10 protein-coding genes and 1 tRNA gene are annotated in these 19979 nt (G+C 42.9%); 6 read left to right on the top strand and 5 right to left on the bottom strand.

The window, feature by feature from the left end:
- Positions 1-79: 79 nt before the first annotated feature.
- The 3 genes from ACE1EF_RS04645 to ACE1EF_RS04635 all read left to right on the top strand — a co-directional run bounded on the left by ACE1EF_RS04645 (position 80) and on the right by ACE1EF_RS04635 (position 5405).
- Positions 80-1696, top strand: coding sequence for a hypothetical protein (locus tag ACE1EF_RS04645; RefSeq protein ID WP_375719453.1), 1617 nt, complete (start codon positions 80-82; stop codon positions 1694-1696).
- A gap of 17 nt (positions 1697-1713) precedes the next feature.
- Positions 1714-3411 (top strand): GH39 family glycosyl hydrolase, encoded by a 1698-nt coding sequence (locus ACE1EF_RS04640; RefSeq protein WP_375719452.1) that lies wholly within the window; start codon positions 1714-1716, stop codon positions 3409-3411.
- Positions 3412-3821: 410 nt separating this feature from the next.
- Positions 3822-5405, top strand: a complete 1584-nt coding sequence (locus ACE1EF_RS04635) for a hypothetical protein (RefSeq protein WP_375719451.1) — start codon at positions 3822-3824, stop codon at positions 5403-5405.
- Between the two features lie 237 nt (positions 5406-5642).
- Here ACE1EF_RS04635 and ACE1EF_RS04630 read toward each other — a convergent pair whose 3' ends face one another.
- A complete protein-coding gene (locus tag ACE1EF_RS04630) occupies positions 5643-8879 on the bottom strand; it encodes a S41 family peptidase (protein ID WP_375719450.1) in 3237 nt (1078 codons plus the stop codon).
- Between the two features lie 254 nt (positions 8880-9133).
- On the opposite strand from ACE1EF_RS04630, the gene ACE1EF_RS04625 reads away from it, so the two are divergent.
- The 3 genes from ACE1EF_RS04625 (at position 9134) to ACE1EF_RS04615 (ending at position 15101) form a co-directional block, all read left to right on the top strand.
- Positions 9134-10549 (top strand): peroxiredoxin family protein, encoded by a 1416-nt coding sequence (locus tag ACE1EF_RS04625; RefSeq protein WP_375719449.1) that lies wholly within the window; start codon positions 9134-9136, stop codon positions 10547-10549.
- Between the two features lie 205 nt (positions 10550-10754).
- Positions 10755-14342 carry an autotransporter-associated beta strand repeat-containing protein gene (locus ACE1EF_RS04620; RefSeq protein ID WP_375719448.1) on the top strand — a complete coding sequence of 1196 codons (3588 nt, stop codon included), beginning with the start codon at positions 10755-10757 and terminating at the stop codon, positions 14340-14342.
- A 174-nt stretch (positions 14343-14516) separates the two neighbouring features.
- Positions 14517-15101: a transposase gene (locus tag ACE1EF_RS04615; protein WP_375719447.1), complete on the top strand. Its 585-nt coding sequence runs from the start codon at positions 14517-14519 to the stop codon at positions 15099-15101.
- Positions 15102-15133: 32 nt separating this feature from the next.
- Here the strand turns inward: ACE1EF_RS04615 and ACE1EF_RS04610 are convergent, their stop codons facing one another.
- From ACE1EF_RS04610 to treS, 4 genes are all read right to left on the bottom strand, one after another.
- On the bottom strand, positions 15134-15460 hold the full coding sequence (locus ACE1EF_RS04610) for a TfoX/Sxy family protein (RefSeq protein WP_375719446.1): 327 nt from the start codon (positions 15458-15460) through the stop codon (positions 15134-15136).
- A 412-nt stretch (positions 15461-15872) separates the two neighbouring features.
- A tRNA-Gln gene (locus tag ACE1EF_RS04605) sits at positions 15873-15943 on the bottom strand.
- Positions 15944-16044: 101 nt separating this feature from the next.
- Positions 16045-16557: a GNAT family N-acetyltransferase gene (locus ACE1EF_RS04600; protein ID WP_375719445.1), complete on the bottom strand. Its 513-nt coding sequence runs from the start codon at positions 16555-16557 to the stop codon at positions 16045-16047.
- 63 nt (positions 16558-16620) lie between these two features.
- On the bottom strand, positions 16621-19941 hold the full coding sequence (gene treS, locus ACE1EF_RS04595; RefSeq protein WP_375719444.1) for a maltose alpha-D-glucosyltransferase: 3321 nt from the start codon (positions 19939-19941) through the stop codon (positions 16621-16623).
- Positions 19942-19979 lie beyond the last annotated feature (38 nt).

Below are 19979 nucleotides of genomic sequence, written 5' to 3'. Positions count from 1 at the left end.
AGGAGCCCAATGGGCTCCTTTTTTAGTTTTTGATGGTAGGATAATTTTATATAATTTTAGATTTCTAACTTTTATCCGGATGTCTGAAAATCGAATTCATATATTGTACCCCTTGATCAGCTTGTTTTTTGTAATACTATTTGCCTGTTCTGAAAAAGAACCAACAGTATCAACACCACCTGCGTTAACACTGGATAGCATTGTGACCATAACTGGAGAAAAAGCCGTTTTTTATGGCAATCTGGTTCTTGCAGAGCCTGGAAGTGAAATAATTGAAAAGGGATTTCTGGTATCTGAAGAGACAAATCCGGTATTGAATGCAACCGGGGTTAAAACCGTTAAAAGTAGTGCAGACTCTGCAGTGGCTTATGTGAAAAAATATAACCGGTATTTCGTCCGGATGTATTGTAAAACATCAGATGGGATATATTATTCTGAGGAAAAAACATTTCAGGCATTCATAAAAGGTCTTTATTTTAATTGTCTTGGCGGGACAGGTGAAGATGGTGCAAATCAGATCTGTTATGCAACGGATGGCGGTTACATAATTGTCGGATCTACTTCATCCACAGATGGTGATGTTGAACACAATTTTGGAAATAAGGACTTCTGGATGGTGAAAATAGGAGATGACGGACAGATTAAGTGGGAGGAGACTTTTGGCGGAAATGGTGATGAAACAGCTACGGATGTTTGTCCATCTGCTGATGGCGGATATTATATTGCTGGTTTTTCTAACTCTACAGATAACCGGACACAGACCAATAAAGGAGGCAACGATTACTGGATAATCAAAACAGACATTACCGGTCAGCTGATCTGGCAGAAACTGCTGGGAGGAGGGATGGATGATGTGGCAACATCAGTGGCTAAGACAGATGATGGGGGTTGCATTGTGGCTGGTTATTCTTCTTCGGCAGATGGCGATGCCTCAGGGAATCATGGAAAAAATGATTTCTGGATTATCAGACTGAATGCTTCAGGTGAACTGATCTGGCAACGTATGATCGGCGGAAGTCTGGATGATGAGGCTTTTGCAATAAAACAAACTGCGGACGGTCATTTTATTATTGCCGGCTCATCTGAATCAGCGAATGGTGATGTTACAGGCACCACCGAAGCCAAAGATTTCTGGGTGATAAAACTGGACGACAGTGGCGAAATAATATGGCGAAACAGTGTTGGTAACAGTCTGGACGACATTGCATATGATATTGTACAGACCGATGACGGAGGCTATCTTGCTGTTGGCGCCTCGTTTAAAAGTTTTAATGACAAAGAGAATACAGGCAATTCTGACTTTTATGTTGCCAGGTTTTCAGCAGATGGAAGCACTGAATGGACCAAATCATATGGCAGCAGTGCCGAAGACGGAGCCCAGCGTGTAATTCAGAATAGTAGCGGAAACTATATAATATGTGGTGCCGCTACAGAAGAGGGCTATGATGTGGAAAAGATTTTTGGTAACCGGGATATGTGGATGATTGAAATCAGTGAGTCAGGTAATTTGCTTCAAACAAAGAATTTTGGCGGGTCGAATTTTGAGATTGCTTCGGGAATGCTCGCCACCGAAAATGGGTATATTTTAGCCGGAACCACCTATTCCAGTGATGAACATGGTGTATTTAATCACCGTAAAGGTTCTGCTGATATACTGGTCCTGAGCATGGACAACAACAGATCCTTTGGAAATTAATTAACTGAAAATCCTATATGATGAAATCCATACATATCATTTTTGTTTTATTGCTTTTTGTTTCACTGCCGGCTTGTCGTCAGGAGGTTTCACAAAAGGCAGACGTGAACATTGACGTCAATCTCTACCGGGTAACAGGCCCCGTAAGCAATGCCTGGGCCATGTTTGGGTACGATGAACCCAATTATACCTATATGAAGGATGGCAAAAAACTGCTTTCTGAATTGGCAGATCTGAGTCCTGTGCCGGTCTATGTCAGGGCCCATAACCTGTTGTCAACAGGTGATGGAACACCGGCACTGAAGTGGGGATCGTCCAATGCCTATACGGAAGACAAAAACGGAAATGCTGTTTATGACTGGACGATAGTCGACCGGATTTTTGATACCTACGTAGAGCGGGGTATGAAACCTCTTGTTGAGATCGGCTTTATGCCGGAAGCGCTTTCAGTAAAGCCGGAACCCTACCAGCACAAATGGCGTCCCGGAGCGCCATATAACGAAATATATACCGGTTGGGCTTATCCGCCTAAGGATTACGAAAAGTGGGCTGAGCTTGTTTTTCAATGGGTTAAACACAGTGTGGACCGCTATGGAAAGGTTGAAGTGGAGAGCTGGTTATGGGAATTATGGAATGAACCCAATATTGGGTACTGGCAGGGCACGACTGAAGAATATCTGAAACTGTACGATTATACATCCGATGCCGTAAAACGTGCACTGCCAACTGCAGTAATGGGTGGCCCGCACTCAACCGGACCATCGTGGGACAAGGCTGAACAGTTCCTGAGAGCCTTTCTGGATCATACCTCTAAAGGTACTAACTATAAGACAGGGAACACAGGCTCACCGGTTGATTTTATCGCTTTTCATGCCAAAGGAGGACCCCGACTGCAGGATAGTGTGATCCTGATGAATATGGGGACACAATTAAGGGACGTCTCCAAAGGTTTTGAAGTGGTCGCTTCTTACCCGGAATATAAAAACACACCGATCATAATTGGCGAATGTGATCCTGAAGGCTGCGCAGCCTGTTCCATGCAGGATTATCCTTCGAATGCATACAGGAACGGAACCATGTACAGCAGTTACACCGCAGCTTCATTCAGCCGGATTTATGACTTAATGGATCATTTTGATGTGAACCTTCGGGGCATTGTTACCTGGGCTTTTGAGTTTGAAGATCAGCCTTTTTTTAATGGCTACCGCGATCTGGCAACCAATGGCATCGATAAACCTGTGCTGAATATCTTCCGGATGTTTGGCATGATGCAGGGTAACCGGGTGGAGGTGAGCGGCAATCTGGCATATAATTATATCACAGTCAGAGATTCCAGTGTAAGGGGTGAGGCACGCGATATTAATGCCATGGCAACAATAAACGATTCCACGGCTACGGTAATGCTATGGAATTACCATGATTTAAATGAGATTACACCGGCAAAACATATTTTGGTTAATCTGCAGGGGGTGCCGGCAAAAAAGGCTGCTCTCACCCGTTACAGGGTGGATCAGGATCACAGCAATGCCTACGAGGTGTGGAAAACAATGGGATCGCCACAACAGCCAACGGATGAGCAGTACGCCATACTTGAGGAAGCGGGCAAGCTTCAGCAGTATGAAAAGGCTGAAGTTGTACGTGTAAAAAACGGTGAGCTTTCTGTTTCGGTTGATCTGCCGGGCCAGGCGGTTTCTCTGCTGGTGTTGAAATGGTAGGGACAGATGCAATGTTGTTTTACCTGAAAAAATACAACCGGGTTAACACTCAGTTGAATTCTAATCATTGACCGGCATCCGGTTTGTTGAAAGAGTCTAGAATAACAGGTATCGGGCTCTGTAAAACAGAAAGCTCTGCCGTAAAATAAGGCTATAAACCTTCTGAATCTCCAGGTATATCTTATTTCTTCATGTACTACGAGGCTGTCCAAAAAGACAAACAAAAATGTTTTGAACTTATAAATTGTACGCAACCTTTATTTTACCCCTCCATCCTCGATAGTGAGTAAAGATAATTCTGATAACACTATTGGGACAGCTTCTTTTAAACTGTGTATAAATAAGCAATTGCGGTCGCTTATCAGAACAAAATTCTTATTTTTACCCGTTGATTTAATTTATTTTACTTTATGAAGAAAATTATAACCTGTTTATTTCTTGCCGGAATAATTGTGTCATCGTGTACTGAAAAATCAGAGCCATGTGCTGAATTACCGGTTTTATCTGTGGACAGCATCACAGAAATCACAGAAAATAGTGCAAGAGTGCATTTAAGTATTGCAGCTCCCGGTTGTGACCAGGAGGTTATTCAGCAAGGGTTTGTCTATTCGGAAAAAAAGTTTCCGGAAGTGGAAGGAGAAGATGTAACGACCCGGATTTATTACGATAAAAGTTACAGGATTGAGCGGCTCAAGTACCGCAGGACCTATTATGTAAGGGCGTTTCTTGAAAACAGCACTGGCATTCATTATTCCGAACAAAAAGAATTTAAAGTGGTAAATGATGAGTTTTTCTATACCTGTCTCGGTGGAATTAATTTTGATGCAGGTTTTTCCGTAAAACAGACCGGTACCGGAGACTTTCTTATTGCCGGTGTTTCAACATCTAATGAAGGTAATCTTTATGATAATAAGGGCAAAAAGGATGCCTGGATCATAAAACTCAGCAAAAGGTCACAGGTGCTTTGGCAGCATAATCTCGGAGGGAGCAACGATGATGTCTTTAACAGCGTTTGTCTTACGTCTGATGGCGGATGTGTCGTGGCCGGAAAAACGCAATCGATAGACGGAGATATAGCATTTAATAATGGTTCAGGTGATGTATGGATTGTGAAGCTGGATGCTGATGGCAACGTGATTTGGCAGCAGACCTTTGGAGGAACCTCCGATGATGGTGCAAATTACATCTCCAATACCCGGGATGGGGGATATATTGTTGCCGGATCATCCCGGTCGTATGATGGTGATGTTACCGGAAATAAAGGGTCAGAGGATGTTTGGCTGATAAAGCTTAACAGTGAAGGTTCTTTGGAATGGCAGCACAGTTATGGTGGAAAGCTGTCCGATATCGGAAATTCTGTTCATGAAACTTCTGATGGTGGATATATCATAGGCGGCATTACCTATTCGTTTAATGGTGATGTAAATGTAGATTATGGGATGCAGGATGCCTGGGTTTTCAAAACTGATTCACGCGGAAAGCTGACATGGGAGCGAACAATAGGTTCAACCAAGGATGATGGCATCGCAGAGGTTATTCAGTCACAGGATGGAAATTATGTTGCTGTGGGTAACAAATACAACTTAAACAACAGCAGTTCCGATTTGCTGATTGTTAAATTATCTGAAACAGGGGCTGTTATGTCTGAACTGATTTATGGAAAAAACGGCATTGACGGTGCATCTTCAATCGTACAGACAGAGGATGGCAGTTTTCTCATCAGCGGAACCATAGATCCCGATGGCGGTGAGAGTTCACAGGTTGAGATGGATTTGATGGTGATGAAAACAGATGCTTCAGGAACCATATTATGGAAGAAAACATATGGTGGTGTCAATATGGATGTTGCCAGTGAGATACAACTGACAGATAAAGGTATGGTTGTGGTCGGTGTAACCTATTCCTATTCAAAAGAAGCTGTTGATAATCACAGTGAAGATATGGGTGATGTTTTTCTGCTTAATATGAGCAGCGAAGGAACATTTGATTATTGATGATAAAGGATACACGAAGAGGCTGTCCAAAAAGGCAAATAAGAATATAAGGAACTTATAAATTGATAGTGATCCTTCTATTACCCCTCCATCCTCGATAGCTATCGGGACTCTCTACAGTGGGAGGCTTTAAGTCCCCTTTAGGGGATTTAGGGGTAGTTTTTAAAAAGCTACTAACAATCCGTAAGTAAAACTTATACAGATTTTACTTTTTGGACAGCTTCTTCGCATTTATTTTTATTTCTTCAACATAACCTTTACAGCTTCTTCCAGTTGCTGGTCCCGGCCATCAGCCATTTTACCGGGTTCATTTTTGACTTTGATATCCGGTTCGAGCTGATTGTTTTCCAAAAATTTTGTATCACCCACTGGTCTCCAGCCACCCATTGGAATGCCAAAATAGAGGGTAGGGTCAATCTGTGTTTCCCACCACACAAATGTTCCGGTTCCCGGAACAGGCATGCCGAGTGTTTGTCCGCCATGTTTTATTTTATAAGCCACCGGAAAGAGATGAGCATCGGAATAGTTACTTTCGCTCATCAGCACAATAGACGGTTTTACCCAACGGTTCCATGGTTGATAACCAATATTCTGACCATGTGGTATAATCTCCATATATTTTTTACCGGTGAGAAAATCGGATAATACATCATGCAGGTTTCCGCCTCCGTTAAAGCGGGTATCCACAATCAGCGCATCTGCCGTCACAAACCGGCCAAGCACTTCTTCAATTACGGTCCGCATGCTGGCATCGTTCATGCCTCTGACATGGACATAACCCAGTTTCCCTTCCGAAAGCTTTGTAGTTTCGGTACGCCTGGTATCTACCCATCGCTTATACAGCAATTCATTTTCAGCACCGAGTGAAATGGGTTTGACAACTTCTTCCCACTGTTTTTTACGTTCAGGATCAAGGATCGACAGCAATACATTCTGACCTTCTTTCCGGTTCAGCAGCATATAAAAATCCATATCCGGCGTTATGGCCACACCATCCATCTTTTCAATGATGTTACCTGCTTTAACTTTTGAGTCCGCTTTGTTGAGCGGGCCTTCCTGCAGCACTTCAGCAACTTTTATTCCGTTGCCTTTCCAGTTATAATCATACAGCAGGCCAAGGGATGCTGTTTTATCACCTTCCGGATCCTGGTGCCGGTATCCACTTCCGGTGTGAGAAGCATTCAGTTCACCCAGCATTTCGCTCAGCATTTCAGCAAAATCGTAGTTGTTGTTAATGTATGGAAGAAATCCTTCATAGGCATCTTTGTAGAATGCCCAGTCCACACCCTGCATATCCGGTACATAAAACTTTTCTTTGACCTGCCGCCAGGCATGATCGAAAATGTATCGGCGCTCCAGGTCCTTTTTCAGGACCATTTCTCCGTTGGTGCTGATATTCTTTGTTTTACCATCCTTGGTGTCCACCTTGATAGGTTTGCCATCAGAAAGGACAAGAATGAAATCACCATCCTTTGACAGATCCATACTCACACGGCTTCCACCGATTTTGGCAAATTCCTTCGTCTTTTTTGTTCTCAGTTCCGTTTCCCAAAGGTTATATTTCCCTTCGAATTTTGTAAGGTAGTAAAGTTTATCCCCATCCCCGGATAAAAGAAAATCCGCAGCGGATGAGGTGTTCACCGTCAGCTTCTTTTTCCGGTCGATCATATGGTCCCAGTCAAATTTCAGATCCTCAACCTCTTCTTTATCTTTTTTATTCTTTTTATCCTTTTTCTTGTCATCTTCATCTTCTTTTTTTGCTTTCTCTTCCTTCTCCTTCAGCAGTTCGTAATCCTCTTCGGACAGGTTAAAACGATCCCAGGCTTTTTGTGTAAAGAACATGCCATAAACATCGCCTTCGTTTGTAAAACCATTTTCGCCCTTATTGCCTTCCCTGGTGGAAAGCCAGATCATCATCTTACCATCCATGGCCCACTTTGGTATCACATCTTCATAACCGCTTTTAGTAAGGTTTCGAAGTGTGCCTTCTCCCGAAGCCTCTATTAATCCGACTTCAGGCCAGAACATCCGGTCTTTGGGGCCGTAATTTACCAGGAACCATTTGCTGTCCGGTGACCACTGGTACCACATGTCACCGTCAGAGTAGGAATAGTTGTATTTGGCAGGCAGGATAACCCTCGTTTTTTTGGATTCCAGATTAACCACCATTAGCGTCGTTCTGTTTTGAAGATAGGCTACTTCCTTTCCATCCGGTGAAAATGCCGGTTGAAATTCTTCTGCTTTTGTGGCAATAACAGGTTCTTCTTTCAAAACGGTACTCATAAAGAAATAAGGTTCGTCTTCGCGTACAATGGATGTTTTATACACATTCCAGCTGCTGTCAACTTCTGCAGCATACAACAGTGATTTTCCATCGGGACTGAAACTTACGCTGCGTTCCTGGTAGGGTGTATTGGTGATCCGTTTGGTGGTTCCGTGTTCAATACTGCTTACAAATACTTCGCCCCTGAACACATACGCAAATTCTTTACCATTGGGAGAGATAGCGGATTCCGTAAAGCTGTTGTTTACCTTCACATTTTCCGGAATCGTTTGTCTGCCGTCATATGCTACAGAAACAGATACTTTCTCAGGTTCACTGTCAGAGTTCATGGTATATAACTCTCCGTGGTAACTGAAACAGAGCTTTCCATCATCACTTTTACTCAGGAACCGGACCGGATGATTTTTAAACTGTGTCAGCTGTTTGTCCGATTCAGGATGGCTCAGTGAACTTTTGTGTATATTAAATGAACCACTTTTCTCACTAAGAAAGTAATAGTCATCTCCGTTTTTATCAAAAACCGGATTGCGGTTTTCTCCTTTAAAGGTAGATAACTGCTTATAGGTGTTTGAATCGGTGTTGTATACCCAGATATCGCGTGTTACTGCCGAAGTATGATGTTTGCGCCACTCGTTTTCATACCCTTTGCGGTCGTGAAAAATGAGTTTTTTCCCATCCGGACTGTACCGCGCATCGTGAGCAGGTGAGGTGAGCAGCTGATCCACCCGGCCTCCTTTGGAAGGAACTGCATATAACTCAGCCATAACACCTGACGGAAACTGAACATTGCTTGCCCTGTCCTGCCTGACGGCAGAAAAGATGATGCTTGAATTATCAATACTGAAATCGCTCGGTGTTTCATTGTTGGAGTGAAAGGTGAGCCGTTTGGCTTCCCCACCAGAAGATGGCATGATGTATACATCAAAGTCGCCGCAACGGTCAGATGCAAAAGCTATCTCCCGGCCATGATGGCTCCAGACCGCTGAATATTCATAACTGTCGCTAAGCGTCAAAGGAACAGCCTGACCGCCGGATGAGGAGACCTTATAAATATCACCCTGGTAGTTGAACAGTATACTTTTCCCATCAGGTGAAATGGCCGGATACCGTAGCCACAGAGGGTGCTCCTGACCATACATGGCTAATCCTGCCATTATGGCCAGTAAAAAAACGGATAAACGTGTTTTCATTATGTGTGTTATTTGATGTGTAAGTTAATAAGTCAGTTATAAACCTTTAAACTGGTGGTATGCATCATATTGCGGTGTTGAATTTAATCTGCTGCAAAAGCAAGTTGTTTCCTGTTTAAGGGATCGCACAAGCAATAAAGTTAAGATAATAATTGAAAAAATTCAAGTCCGGGTTTTCTTTCATCCATGATTAAAGGATGGACTTATCAAAAAAATTTATTATATTCGTTTTGTAAGTTACGAACCGATTATTAATGAAAAGATTATTCCTGTTTCTGTCTTTGTATCCATTGCTGTATTGTTTTTCATCAGCGCAAGTTGTTGATATCAGCAATCTTGATTCTGCCACTGTAATTCTGGATCAAACGGTACAAGGTGAAACGCCGTGGAGGGACAGGGGGATAAATATTACCTCTGATTCAATATTAACACTGAGAGATGCTGAACTGACCTCTGTTTTTCCTGAAATCAGAAACATCCCGGATGGCCTCTCCCGAACCGTTACGTATCATGTAATTGTAGATGAATTTCAGTTTTACTATCAAAACTACCTTTCCGGGAACATGAGCAAGACGTATTTTGAAGATAAAATGAAACACACGTATGATTTGAAGGATACCGTTTACCTGACTTCAAAAAAACTGAAAACCTTCTTTACCATAGTTGCCGGTTTTAATGATTCCAGTGAACTGATGTATATTGTTGATGCCAATACTAACAATGACCTGAGTGATGACAGCATTAGAATTCTTGAAAAAATATATCCACTGATTGAAGACGTAATGCATCATGTTATTTCTGTGGATATGGAAGCATTTGATGGCACCGGCGTTGTTCAGCTTAAGAAGGATGTATGTATAAGCGGCATGGTTGGCTCCTGCAAAAAACCCAGTCTTTATTGCTTTTTTCCTGAATATAATTACGGACTCTTTAAGTATGGGAGTGATACCTTCAGGATTTGTAAGCGGTATAATGGCTGGCACAATTCCGATGCTTTTGTATTTGAAAATGATAAAAGTATATATGAAATTTCACAATACAGCGATATTCATCCGTCGGAGTATGTGAAATTTGGAGATTATTATTATCAGTATGCTGATACGAGGCTGAAAAATACAGGTGTCAGACTTGTTAAATTTAATCCCGGGAAATCATATAAATTCAGAAATGAAAAAGGCTTTCCCATTCCGGTCTCAGAACAGGAAGGTATGATTGCTCCGGAATTTTTTGGAAATGATATTTTGAGCAACGAACCTGTTAGCACCAATTCTTACCGGGACAGGTATGTTTTGTTGTTATTCTGGCATACTGAATCTTATTCCAGGGATGAATACTTAAGATTTACAGATTGGGTTTATAATAATTATTATGAATCAGATATTAAGATTATAGGCGTTTTATCTGCGCACTTATCAAATAATCCGGTTGAAATTGTAACTGAATATGGTATGAGCTGGACAAATATTGACGGTCTGAAAAAGGTGCGCAGAACCCCGAAAGGTACCGCAGCGTATACCTACCTGCCATCAATAATGCTGATTGATCCTAATGGCATAATTGTAAAATACATGAAAGCAGGTTTTAGGGATGTGCCGGATTTGGATGGAATTGATCTGCCTGAAATTCCGGCTGAATTAAAAGCATATACCGTCAGGGACATGATAAGATAGGTGATCATTATTGGTATTATTATTTCAGTTATTTCATAAATTTGTTTTATATTCAGGTGTCATAAAGTGTAACACTGTGGTCAATCTGTGTATTTCATGACATGCTATTTTGCCGTAATTTAGCGCTGCATTGGGTGATGCAACAATTTGGATGATCTACATTTCTTTTTTTTACAGAATTCACAACATTTCTAACAATATTATCATGAAATTATCTTTACGATTTTTTAAGTTAAGTACTTTATTTCTGTTTGTTTTAGCCGGCTTTTCAGCTGAAGCACAGTTACCGGCGTTCCCCGGAGCCGAAGGTTTTGGTAAATATGCTTCAGGGGGCAGAACCGGAACTGTTTATCACGTGACTAACCTGAGTGATAGCGGAACAGGTTCATTCCGGGATGCCGTGAGCCGTTCCAACAGAATTATTGTGTTTGACGTAGCCGGTGTGATCAGGATCAATTCAACCATTGTGGTTTCTTCAAATCTCTATATTGCAGGACAGACCGCTCCGGGTGAAGGTGTAACCATTTATGGTGATCGCGTGAGCTTTACCGGGGCAGACAATACGATCTGCCGTTATGTAAGATTCCGGATGGGAGTGGTAGGATCCAGCGGAAAGGATGCCCTGGGTATTGCCAACGGAAAGAACATGATGTTTGATCATATCTCTGTTTCATGGGGACGGGATGAAACATTCTCCATAAACTGGGACGGCAAGGGCACCGAGCCAACCAATATCACCATCATGAATTCCATCATATCGCAGGGTTTACTGCTGCATTCTGCCGGTGGTCTGATCCAGACTGGTGGTGGTGTGACGCTTTACAGAAACCTGTATGTGGATAACAGCACCCGTAATAACAAGGTAAAAGGGGTAAGTCAGTATGTTAACAATGTAGTTTACAACTGGAAAAACGGTGCCTATATCATGGGTGGTGACTCCGAAGGAAGCTCCTATGTGAATGTGAATGGCAACTACTTTATAAAAGGTCCTGATATGGGCGGAACACCCATCAGTGACGGAAATTCAGATTTTCATATTTATGCCGATGATAACTGGCACGATAAAAACCTTGATGGTGTACTTAACGGTTACGAAATTCCGTTCAGTGAATACAGTGGTGGACCCGATTTTCAGGCTGAACCATTTGATTATCCGGTGCTGCCAACCATTGCAGCTACAGCCCTGGTGGACGATTTACTGCCTGTAGTTGGTGCTTCACTGCCATACAGGGATCTGGCGGATTATTATGTGGTGAATGAAGTAAAATCCTTTGGTGTTGAAGGTGAACTGATAAGCAGTGAAAGTACATTGCCAATTGGTGCACCATCATCCTGGTATTTATGGCCTGGAATTGCACGTACCGACACCGATAAGGATGGCATGCCGGACGCATGGGAAGATGCAAATGGTACCAGTAAAACCGTAAATGATGCCATGACCATTGCCGCAAACGGGTATACCAATATAGAAAACTATATCAACGGGATTGATGCGTCATCATCGCAGGAATACATTCGTACTCCGCTGAAATTCGCCGTAAAATCGGCCACACAGAATTCAATTACATTTGAATGGCTGGATTACACTGAAAAAGAGGACGGATATATTTTACAACGCAAGATTGATGGTGCATTTGTCAATATAGATACCGCAGATGCCGGATCTTCCACTTTTACACTTGAAGGGCTGGAGCCTGAGGAGAGTGGTGTATTCCGCATTTTTGGCTACAACGAGAACACCGTCTCCGGCTTTTCAAATGAGCTGACAGCCAAATCCAGACCTGTTGAGGTTCCTGTGGTTAATCCCGAAACCTATGCTCCGGATTTAATCTGGCGCGGTCAGGTTGATAACAATTGGGATAAAGCAACGATGAACTGGTTCGATGGTTCAGGTGATGCAGCTTTTGCAGATGATAAAATGGTTATCTTCGGTGATACCGTTACAGGCAACAGGAACGTCAGTATCGATGAGGTGGTATCACCTGCAGTAACATTTATCAGTTCCGATTATGACTATACCTTTACCGGATCAGGTAATATTTCAGGTTCAGGATCGGTAAATAAAACAGGAAGCGGAACGTTTGCCATTTCAACTGCGAACACTTACACCGGTGCTACCGTGGTTTGGGATGGTACACTTATCATTAATAAGCTGAGTAACGGCGGTGTTGCCAGCGGACTGGGTGCTTCGCAGAATTACGCCTTTAACTGGGTAATGAAAGGTGGGGCAGTGCATTATGTTGGCGGCAGTACGTCCACAGACAGAAACATTACACTGGATGAAACAGCTGAGCTGGGAATCAATTCATCCGGCGCAACGGTAACGTTGAACGGAACCTTAAACGGGGCCGGAGGATTTGTGAAATCAGGTGATGGAACACTCAAACTCTATAACGAAATTGGGAACAACTACGAGGGTGACACTTATATTAAAGGTGGAACTGTTTCTGTGGATCTGAAGCAGAAAACAGATGTATCACAGGTGCTTGGATCATCCAATAAGATTTATCTGAATGGTGGAACACTGGAACTGACCAACGGACAGTCATCAAACTACGAAGAGTACAATTTTGAACTGATTGTTCCGGAAGGTACAAGCGGTGGATTTGCGCCTTACCGCAACTGTTACATTAAATCCAAGGTGTCCGGTTCAGGAACCTTAACCTATACAATTCCCTATTTACGGGAATATGTTCAGGGCGACTGGTCGGAGTTTACCGGTGTTCTGAATGCATATGGTTCCAACCCAACAAACAGTGGCGGGAGTCAGCTGATGTTGAATAACACAGTGGGACTTCCGTATGCCAGGGTTAACCTGTCGGGTAATGCCAAAGTCATCAACTGGGCTACAACCGGTACCATGCACCTCGGTGGATTATCCGGTGTTTCAGGAACGGTTCTTGGTGCTGCCAGTAAGCAGACGGACGGAACTAAAATGACATGGATCGTTGGCGGATCAAGTACGGATGAAACCTTTAACGGAATTATTAATAACGACTGTTCAGCTAACGGACACTACGGTGTTACCTATATAGAAAAAGAAGGTACCGGTATCTGGCGCCTGAACAGCAATAATACTTATGGTGGTACAACTACGGTTCACGACGGTACGCTGATCGTTAACGGAACCCAGTCATCAACAGCCTCAACCTATGTAAGAGGCGGTGTACTGGCCGGAAAAGGACGGTTATACGGAATGGTCTACGTATATGAAGGTGGCGCCATTGCTCCCGGAGACAACAGCATCTCCACTTTCAGGTTGGCCCGCCTGGTATTGAATGACGGAAGTGCATGTAATTTTGAAATCAATGCTGATAATAATTCGAGCGATAAAGTTTATTCATACGGATCGGTAAGTTACAACGGGACACTTAATCTGACGATAACAGGTGAACTGTCAATCGGTGATCAGTTTACACTGTTTAACGGCACAAGCCATTCCGGTAGTTTTGATGACATCGTTCCGGCTGTTCCCGGCGAAGGTCTGGCTTGGGATTTCAGTGACGGTGTACTGAGCGTTGTTTATCCGCAAGCCATTGACGATGTGAAAACTGAGGCTGTTTCGGTTTACCCGAACCCGGCTAAAGATCTGCTACATATTAAGACAGATAAAGCCTATAAACAACTGCTGGTGACCGTACATAATCTGGCAGGCCAGGTGATGATGCAACAACAAGTGGATGGAAACTCAGATCAGAACATCAGCCTTTCAGGACTTGCGTCCGGCTGCTATACCGTTGACATTGTTGCGGATCATAAAATAATAGGTAAACAGAAGCTGGTGAAGGAATAAATATTTATATCAAGTTGAAACGTCCGAATCGGACGTTTCCGACCGAATCGGACGTTTCAACTTGATTAAAGCTAACTTACAAACCTTGCAAAAGTCCTTTTATGACCTTTGCAAGGTTTTTTTTGATATTTATCCGGAATTACCTTAATTATGTATGTGCCTTAAACAAAACCAATGTCAGATAAATTTCTTAACAAATACAGAACATCGTCTCTTCGTTTACAAAAATGGGACTACGGCTGGGATGGCAAATATTTTATAACTATTTGTACGAAACACAGGACATATTTTTTTGGTGATATCGTTCAAGGGAGAATGATCTTATCTGAAACGGGTAGATTAGCCAGCAAATTATGGATTGAAATACCTCAACATTTTTCATTTGTGAAATTGGATGAATTTGTAATAATGCCAGATCATATGCATGGGATAGTTATAATTGATAAAAAAGACAAGCTGAATAAGCAAGAACCAGTGGAAACGGAAATGCAAGAACCAGTGGAAACGTCCGATTCGGGCGTTTCCACTGGTTCAGAATATCCTGAACAAATTGCTGCTGCCATGGAAAAATGGAAGCCGGGCACATTAGGGGTTATCATCAATCAATACAAACGGGCAGTTACAATTAATGCCAGGAAGGTTAATCCTGAATTTGCCTGGCAATCCAGGTATTATGAACATATCATCCGAACATACCAATCGTTTGAACGAATTAAACGATATATTAACCTGAATACTGTAAACTGGAAAAAAGAATAAACCGGTGCCCCATTTTCATAAATCACAAGGTCTCACTTCTTTTTCTTCTTCGGTTTTGGCATTGGCAGTTCCTTAACCGAAATCCTGACCAGTTCACTCAGCCATTCGCAGTCCTCAATTTGGTCTTCAATCAGAAAACTGTTTTTGGCGCCGGGGTAGGGCGGTGCTTCCACCACATTTCCAATAAATTCCCGGCCTGCTGCTGTAGGCTTTATAAACAGCTTATTATCGCAGATCAGGCCGAATAGTTTTCCATCGGCATAAACCGCGTATTCACCAAACATTTTCCGGGCAGTTATTTCTCCTGCATTTTCAATCTGCTCTACTACAAAATCCACAAAGTCCTGACTGGATGCCATTTTCTAAAAAGTCTATAAGTTTAATTGTTTTCAAAAATAGGTAATTAGTAATTATTATGATGTTTGAGATTGTATAAAATATACAGTTCCCAACATACGAATCAATATGATCTGATAATTTTTGCAACTTAACCATGACCCTGTAAGGGTCAACACCGATACTTCGGGGGTAGCCCCGGGTCAATGAGCGAAGCGAATGCCACCCTGGGTTAAGGATGTTATGTTAATTACGGCTGGTGATTATGTTTTCAGGGAAATTAAAAACGGATCAAGGCCGCACGTTTAGTCGTTTACATGAAATACGATCTTAGTTAGAACTGATTAGAAACCCAGTAAGCAAACAAATACTGAGTGGAATAAAAAACAAACCCCTGTATTGTGTTTAAATACAGGGGTTTGAAATAATTTAAAGTTGTCTCGGAAGGACTCGAACCCTCACAAACAGTGCCAGAAACTGTTGTGCTACCATTACACCACGAGACAGTGTTTTTTAGCGAGTGCAAATATAAAAAAATATTTATTTCAACGCATGGAATGCTGCTGAAATACTTAAAAGATTAAAATTTTTTATTATTCACCGGATTTCAGTCCACGTTGAGACCCATTATCAGGGTATCGTAATATGTTTTATTGTAGTAAAAATCGCGCAATATACGGCCCTCTTCCCGGAATCCTACTTTCCTGTAAAACGCAATAGCAATGGTGTTTCCAGAATGCACATGCAGGTTTATCTTTTTCAGAACCGCATTATCCCGTGCCCAATCCAGGAGCATCGTTGTTATGTCGCGGGCTATGCCTTTGTTCCACCAGGCTTTCTTAACCACAATGCCATATTCGCCATTATGGCGGAATTTTTTCAGATGGTTTCCTTCGATGGAACCGATGGCTATGATCTCCTTTCCGTGTAGGGCCAGAATCATTTTTAAGGAGCGGTTCAGAATGAAATTGGATATAAAATCCTCTTCCTGCTTAACATTCATGCTGAACTCTTCCGGTTCATACCGGAGAAACGGCGTTTCGCCAAGAACACCCTTCATGAATCCGATAAGCTGAACCGCATCAGACAGTTCAACTTCGCGATAGGTAATGGAATCCATGCCTGTTAAATTGTTTCCTGAAACAAATCTAATACAATTTGTTAAATACAGCGTGCAATCGCGTTATTCAATAATCGTATGAATAACCTTTCTAAGTCCGTTCAGAGGCATATGCAGCCATTCCGGACGGTTTTCAAGTTCATAAACTGCTTCATCCACTGCTTTTTCTATGGTAAACAGCGTCAGCAGAATATCCGTCTGATGGGGCACATCCGGAATAAACGACGCATTACCGGCTGTTTCCAGGTAGCTCTTCAGCAGTGTGTCTCTCACCGCATTGTGCCAGATGTCGCGCCATGGCTCCAAAAATGCTGCGTGTTCTGGCATGCGTGAACTGTAGGTCTCAAATCCCATGTAAACGGCATAATGGAAAGAACGCAAAAGGTTAGCCACATCTTTTAAAGGACAGTATTTCAGGTTACGGGCTGAAAGTGTTCGTTCCTTTTCACCTTCAAAATCTGTAATCATAAAATCCTTACCGGTAAACAGGATCTGACCCAAATGGTAATTGCCATGTATTTTCAGTTTGGATGCCCTCATTTTCCCGGCTTCAAGTTCGGTTTTAACTGCAGATAATAAACTGGATTCATTGCTGAGAATTTCATCCAGAACTGTTTGCTGTGCCGGATCCAGTTTCCCACGGGATGCTTTAATCTTGCTGAAGTTTCGTTTTACAGTGGTCCTGAACGATTGATACAGCGATTTCTGGTAGAGTAAGGAAAATTTCTCCTCTGCAAAACTGTTGTCATTCTTTACCGAAGCGAGCGCTTTATGCATCTCAGCCGTTCGTTGACCCAGTAAGGCCACCATCTGCATATACAGCGGATCGAAGGCTGAACGGACTACTTCGTCATCATCCGGAACAAAGGTTGCAGGATCATCCGCAGCATAAGCTGGCAGCAACTGTTCTTTTTGTGATACGATATGGTCAAAGAACTTGTCGATGGCAGAAACGGTATATTGCCAGGCTGTTTCTTCGTTCGTAATGTAATCTGTAAGTATGCCAATCAGCATGCTGTCGTGCCATGGCCGTTTATATTCTATGGATCCGGCATAACCGGGTGAATTTTTAAAATTGCGGTTATTGCTCAGCGCCTTAACGATGTCCTCTTCAGGATTGACACCTTCTTCCGGTCTGCGGTACAGTTTAAGGAACAGGGTATTGCCGTACTGAACCGAAGTATTGGACTGTTCTGCACTGATAACGCGCGGTTGGAGTTCTTCACCGGCCTGCTTCATGGTTTTAGCCAGCTGCCGTGCCGCAAAACCCTGTAACTCGCCCTGCGCTGTCTTTAGTTTCCCTTTTTGTGCCATGAGCCGGAGAAAATCATCCATAAATTCTCTTTTGTAAGATCCATCATACAGCAATCCTTCACGACCATCGATATTGATGCTGCTGATGATGGCTTCAGGATAGGTGTACCGGATATCTGCCGCTTCATCTCCCAATGAAACAGACACCGGAATGACATAAAACTCCGCACTGTTTTCAATGTATGTGATCTCTATGATCAGCAGATAGGAAAAAATATCATGGTCGCGGAAGGGAACCGTATCTACAATGTCGATTTTACGTATCTTCCTTGAGCGTCCTTTGAACCAGCGGTTTTTCTGCATATACTCAAGCAACAGTCCCTGTAGATCAGTGCGGAGTGCATCCGACATGCGGTTCCATTTCCGTGTGGTCACATCAAGCTTATAATCCAGTTCCACCGGTTTGTTGTCGTTTTCGGTCTCCTGTTTTTTCAGTTGAAACCAGAAATAGTTTTTGTATTGCAGAGGAAAAACATAGGGTTCCTCGCCAATGAGAGAGAACGCATTGCGGCTGAACACCTCAGTCGGGATGTATCCGGCGTATTTTCTTAAATCAAGCTGTGCGTTTTGAGAATAGCGGGACAGGTTTATGATAACCAGGATAACTTCATCCTCATAGGTACGGGTAAAGGCCAGAATGCGCGGATTGTTGGTATCAATAAACTCTATATCACCCCGGCTGAAGGCTTTAAACTGTTTGCGTACATTGATGACCCTCCGCATCCACCAGAGCAGGGATGTTGAATTCTTTTCAAAATTCTCTACGTTAATGGATTCATAGTGGTAATCGTAATTAAATACTACCGGCAGAAAGAGCTGCTGAGGTTCTGCAGTTGAAAATCCCGCATTTTTATCGGCAGACCATTGCATGGGGGTCCGCACGCCGTCACGGTCGCCGAGGTAATAATTATCACCCATCCCGATTTCATCTCCATAGTAGATAATGGGTGTTCCGGGCATGGAAAACAACAGCACATTCATCAGCTCAATGCTTTTGCGGTCATTTTCAAGCAAGGGTGCAAGTCTTCGTCTTATCCCGAGGTTGATGCGCTGTTTCGGATTTTTGGCAAACGCCTTGTACATATAATCCCGTTCTTCGTCGGTCACCATTTCAAGCGTTAGCTCATCATGATTTCGCAGGAAAATGGCCCACTGACAGTTTTTGGGAATGGCCGGTGTTTGTTCCAGGATATCAATCAGCGGAAACCGGTCTTCCATTTTCATTGACATGTACAGGCGTGGCATCAGGGGAAAGTGAAAGGCCATATGGCACTCATCGCCTATGCCGAAATAGGCGGATGAATCTTCCGGCCACTGGTTGGCTTCGGCCAGAAGCATCTTATCTTCAAAGTTATCATCGATATAGGTGCGCAGTTTTTTCAGAAAATCATGTGTTTCCGGCAGGTTTTCGCAGTTGGTGTTTTCGCGTTCATAAAGGTAAGGTACGGCATCCAGTCTTAGGCCGTCCACTCCAATACCGAACCAGAAATCCAGCACTTTAAGGATCGCTTTATGCACACTGGGATTATCAAAATTCAGATCCGGTTGATGGGAATAGAACCGGTGCCAGTAATACGCTTTAGCCACCGGATCCCATGACCAGTTGGATAATTCAAAATCCTGGAAAATAATACGCGCTTCGGTATATTTATCGTTAGTGTCACTCCACACATAAAAGTCACGGTATACACTACCGGGTTTGGCAGTCCGGGCACGTTCAAACCATTTATGCGCACTTGATGTATGGTTGAGTACAAGTTCCGTAATCACCCGGATGTGCCGTTTATGCGCTTCACGGATAAAGCGTTTAAAATCGGCCATGGTACCGTAATCTTCATGTATGCTGGTAAAGTCCGAAATATCATAACCACCATCCTTCAGTGGAGATTTGTAAAACGGCAGTAACCAGATGGCGTTGATCCCAAGGCTTTGCAGATAATCGAGCCGCTGGATCAGTCCGTTAAAATCGCCGATTCCATCACCATTACTATCCATGAAAGAACGGACATGACATTGATAAATCACAGCATCTTTATACCAGCTGGCAGAGTTCCGGGTTTGGTTTTTCATACTTTAAAATTTTTTGAGCAGACATAGAAAATCTGCTT

The organism is Quyinboa sediminis (genome assembly GCF_042219855.1).
GTDB lineage: Bacteria > Bacteroidota > Bacteroidia > Bacteroidales > UBA5342 > JBHJHP01.
This window is presented reverse-complemented; position numbering and strand designations above follow the sequence as displayed.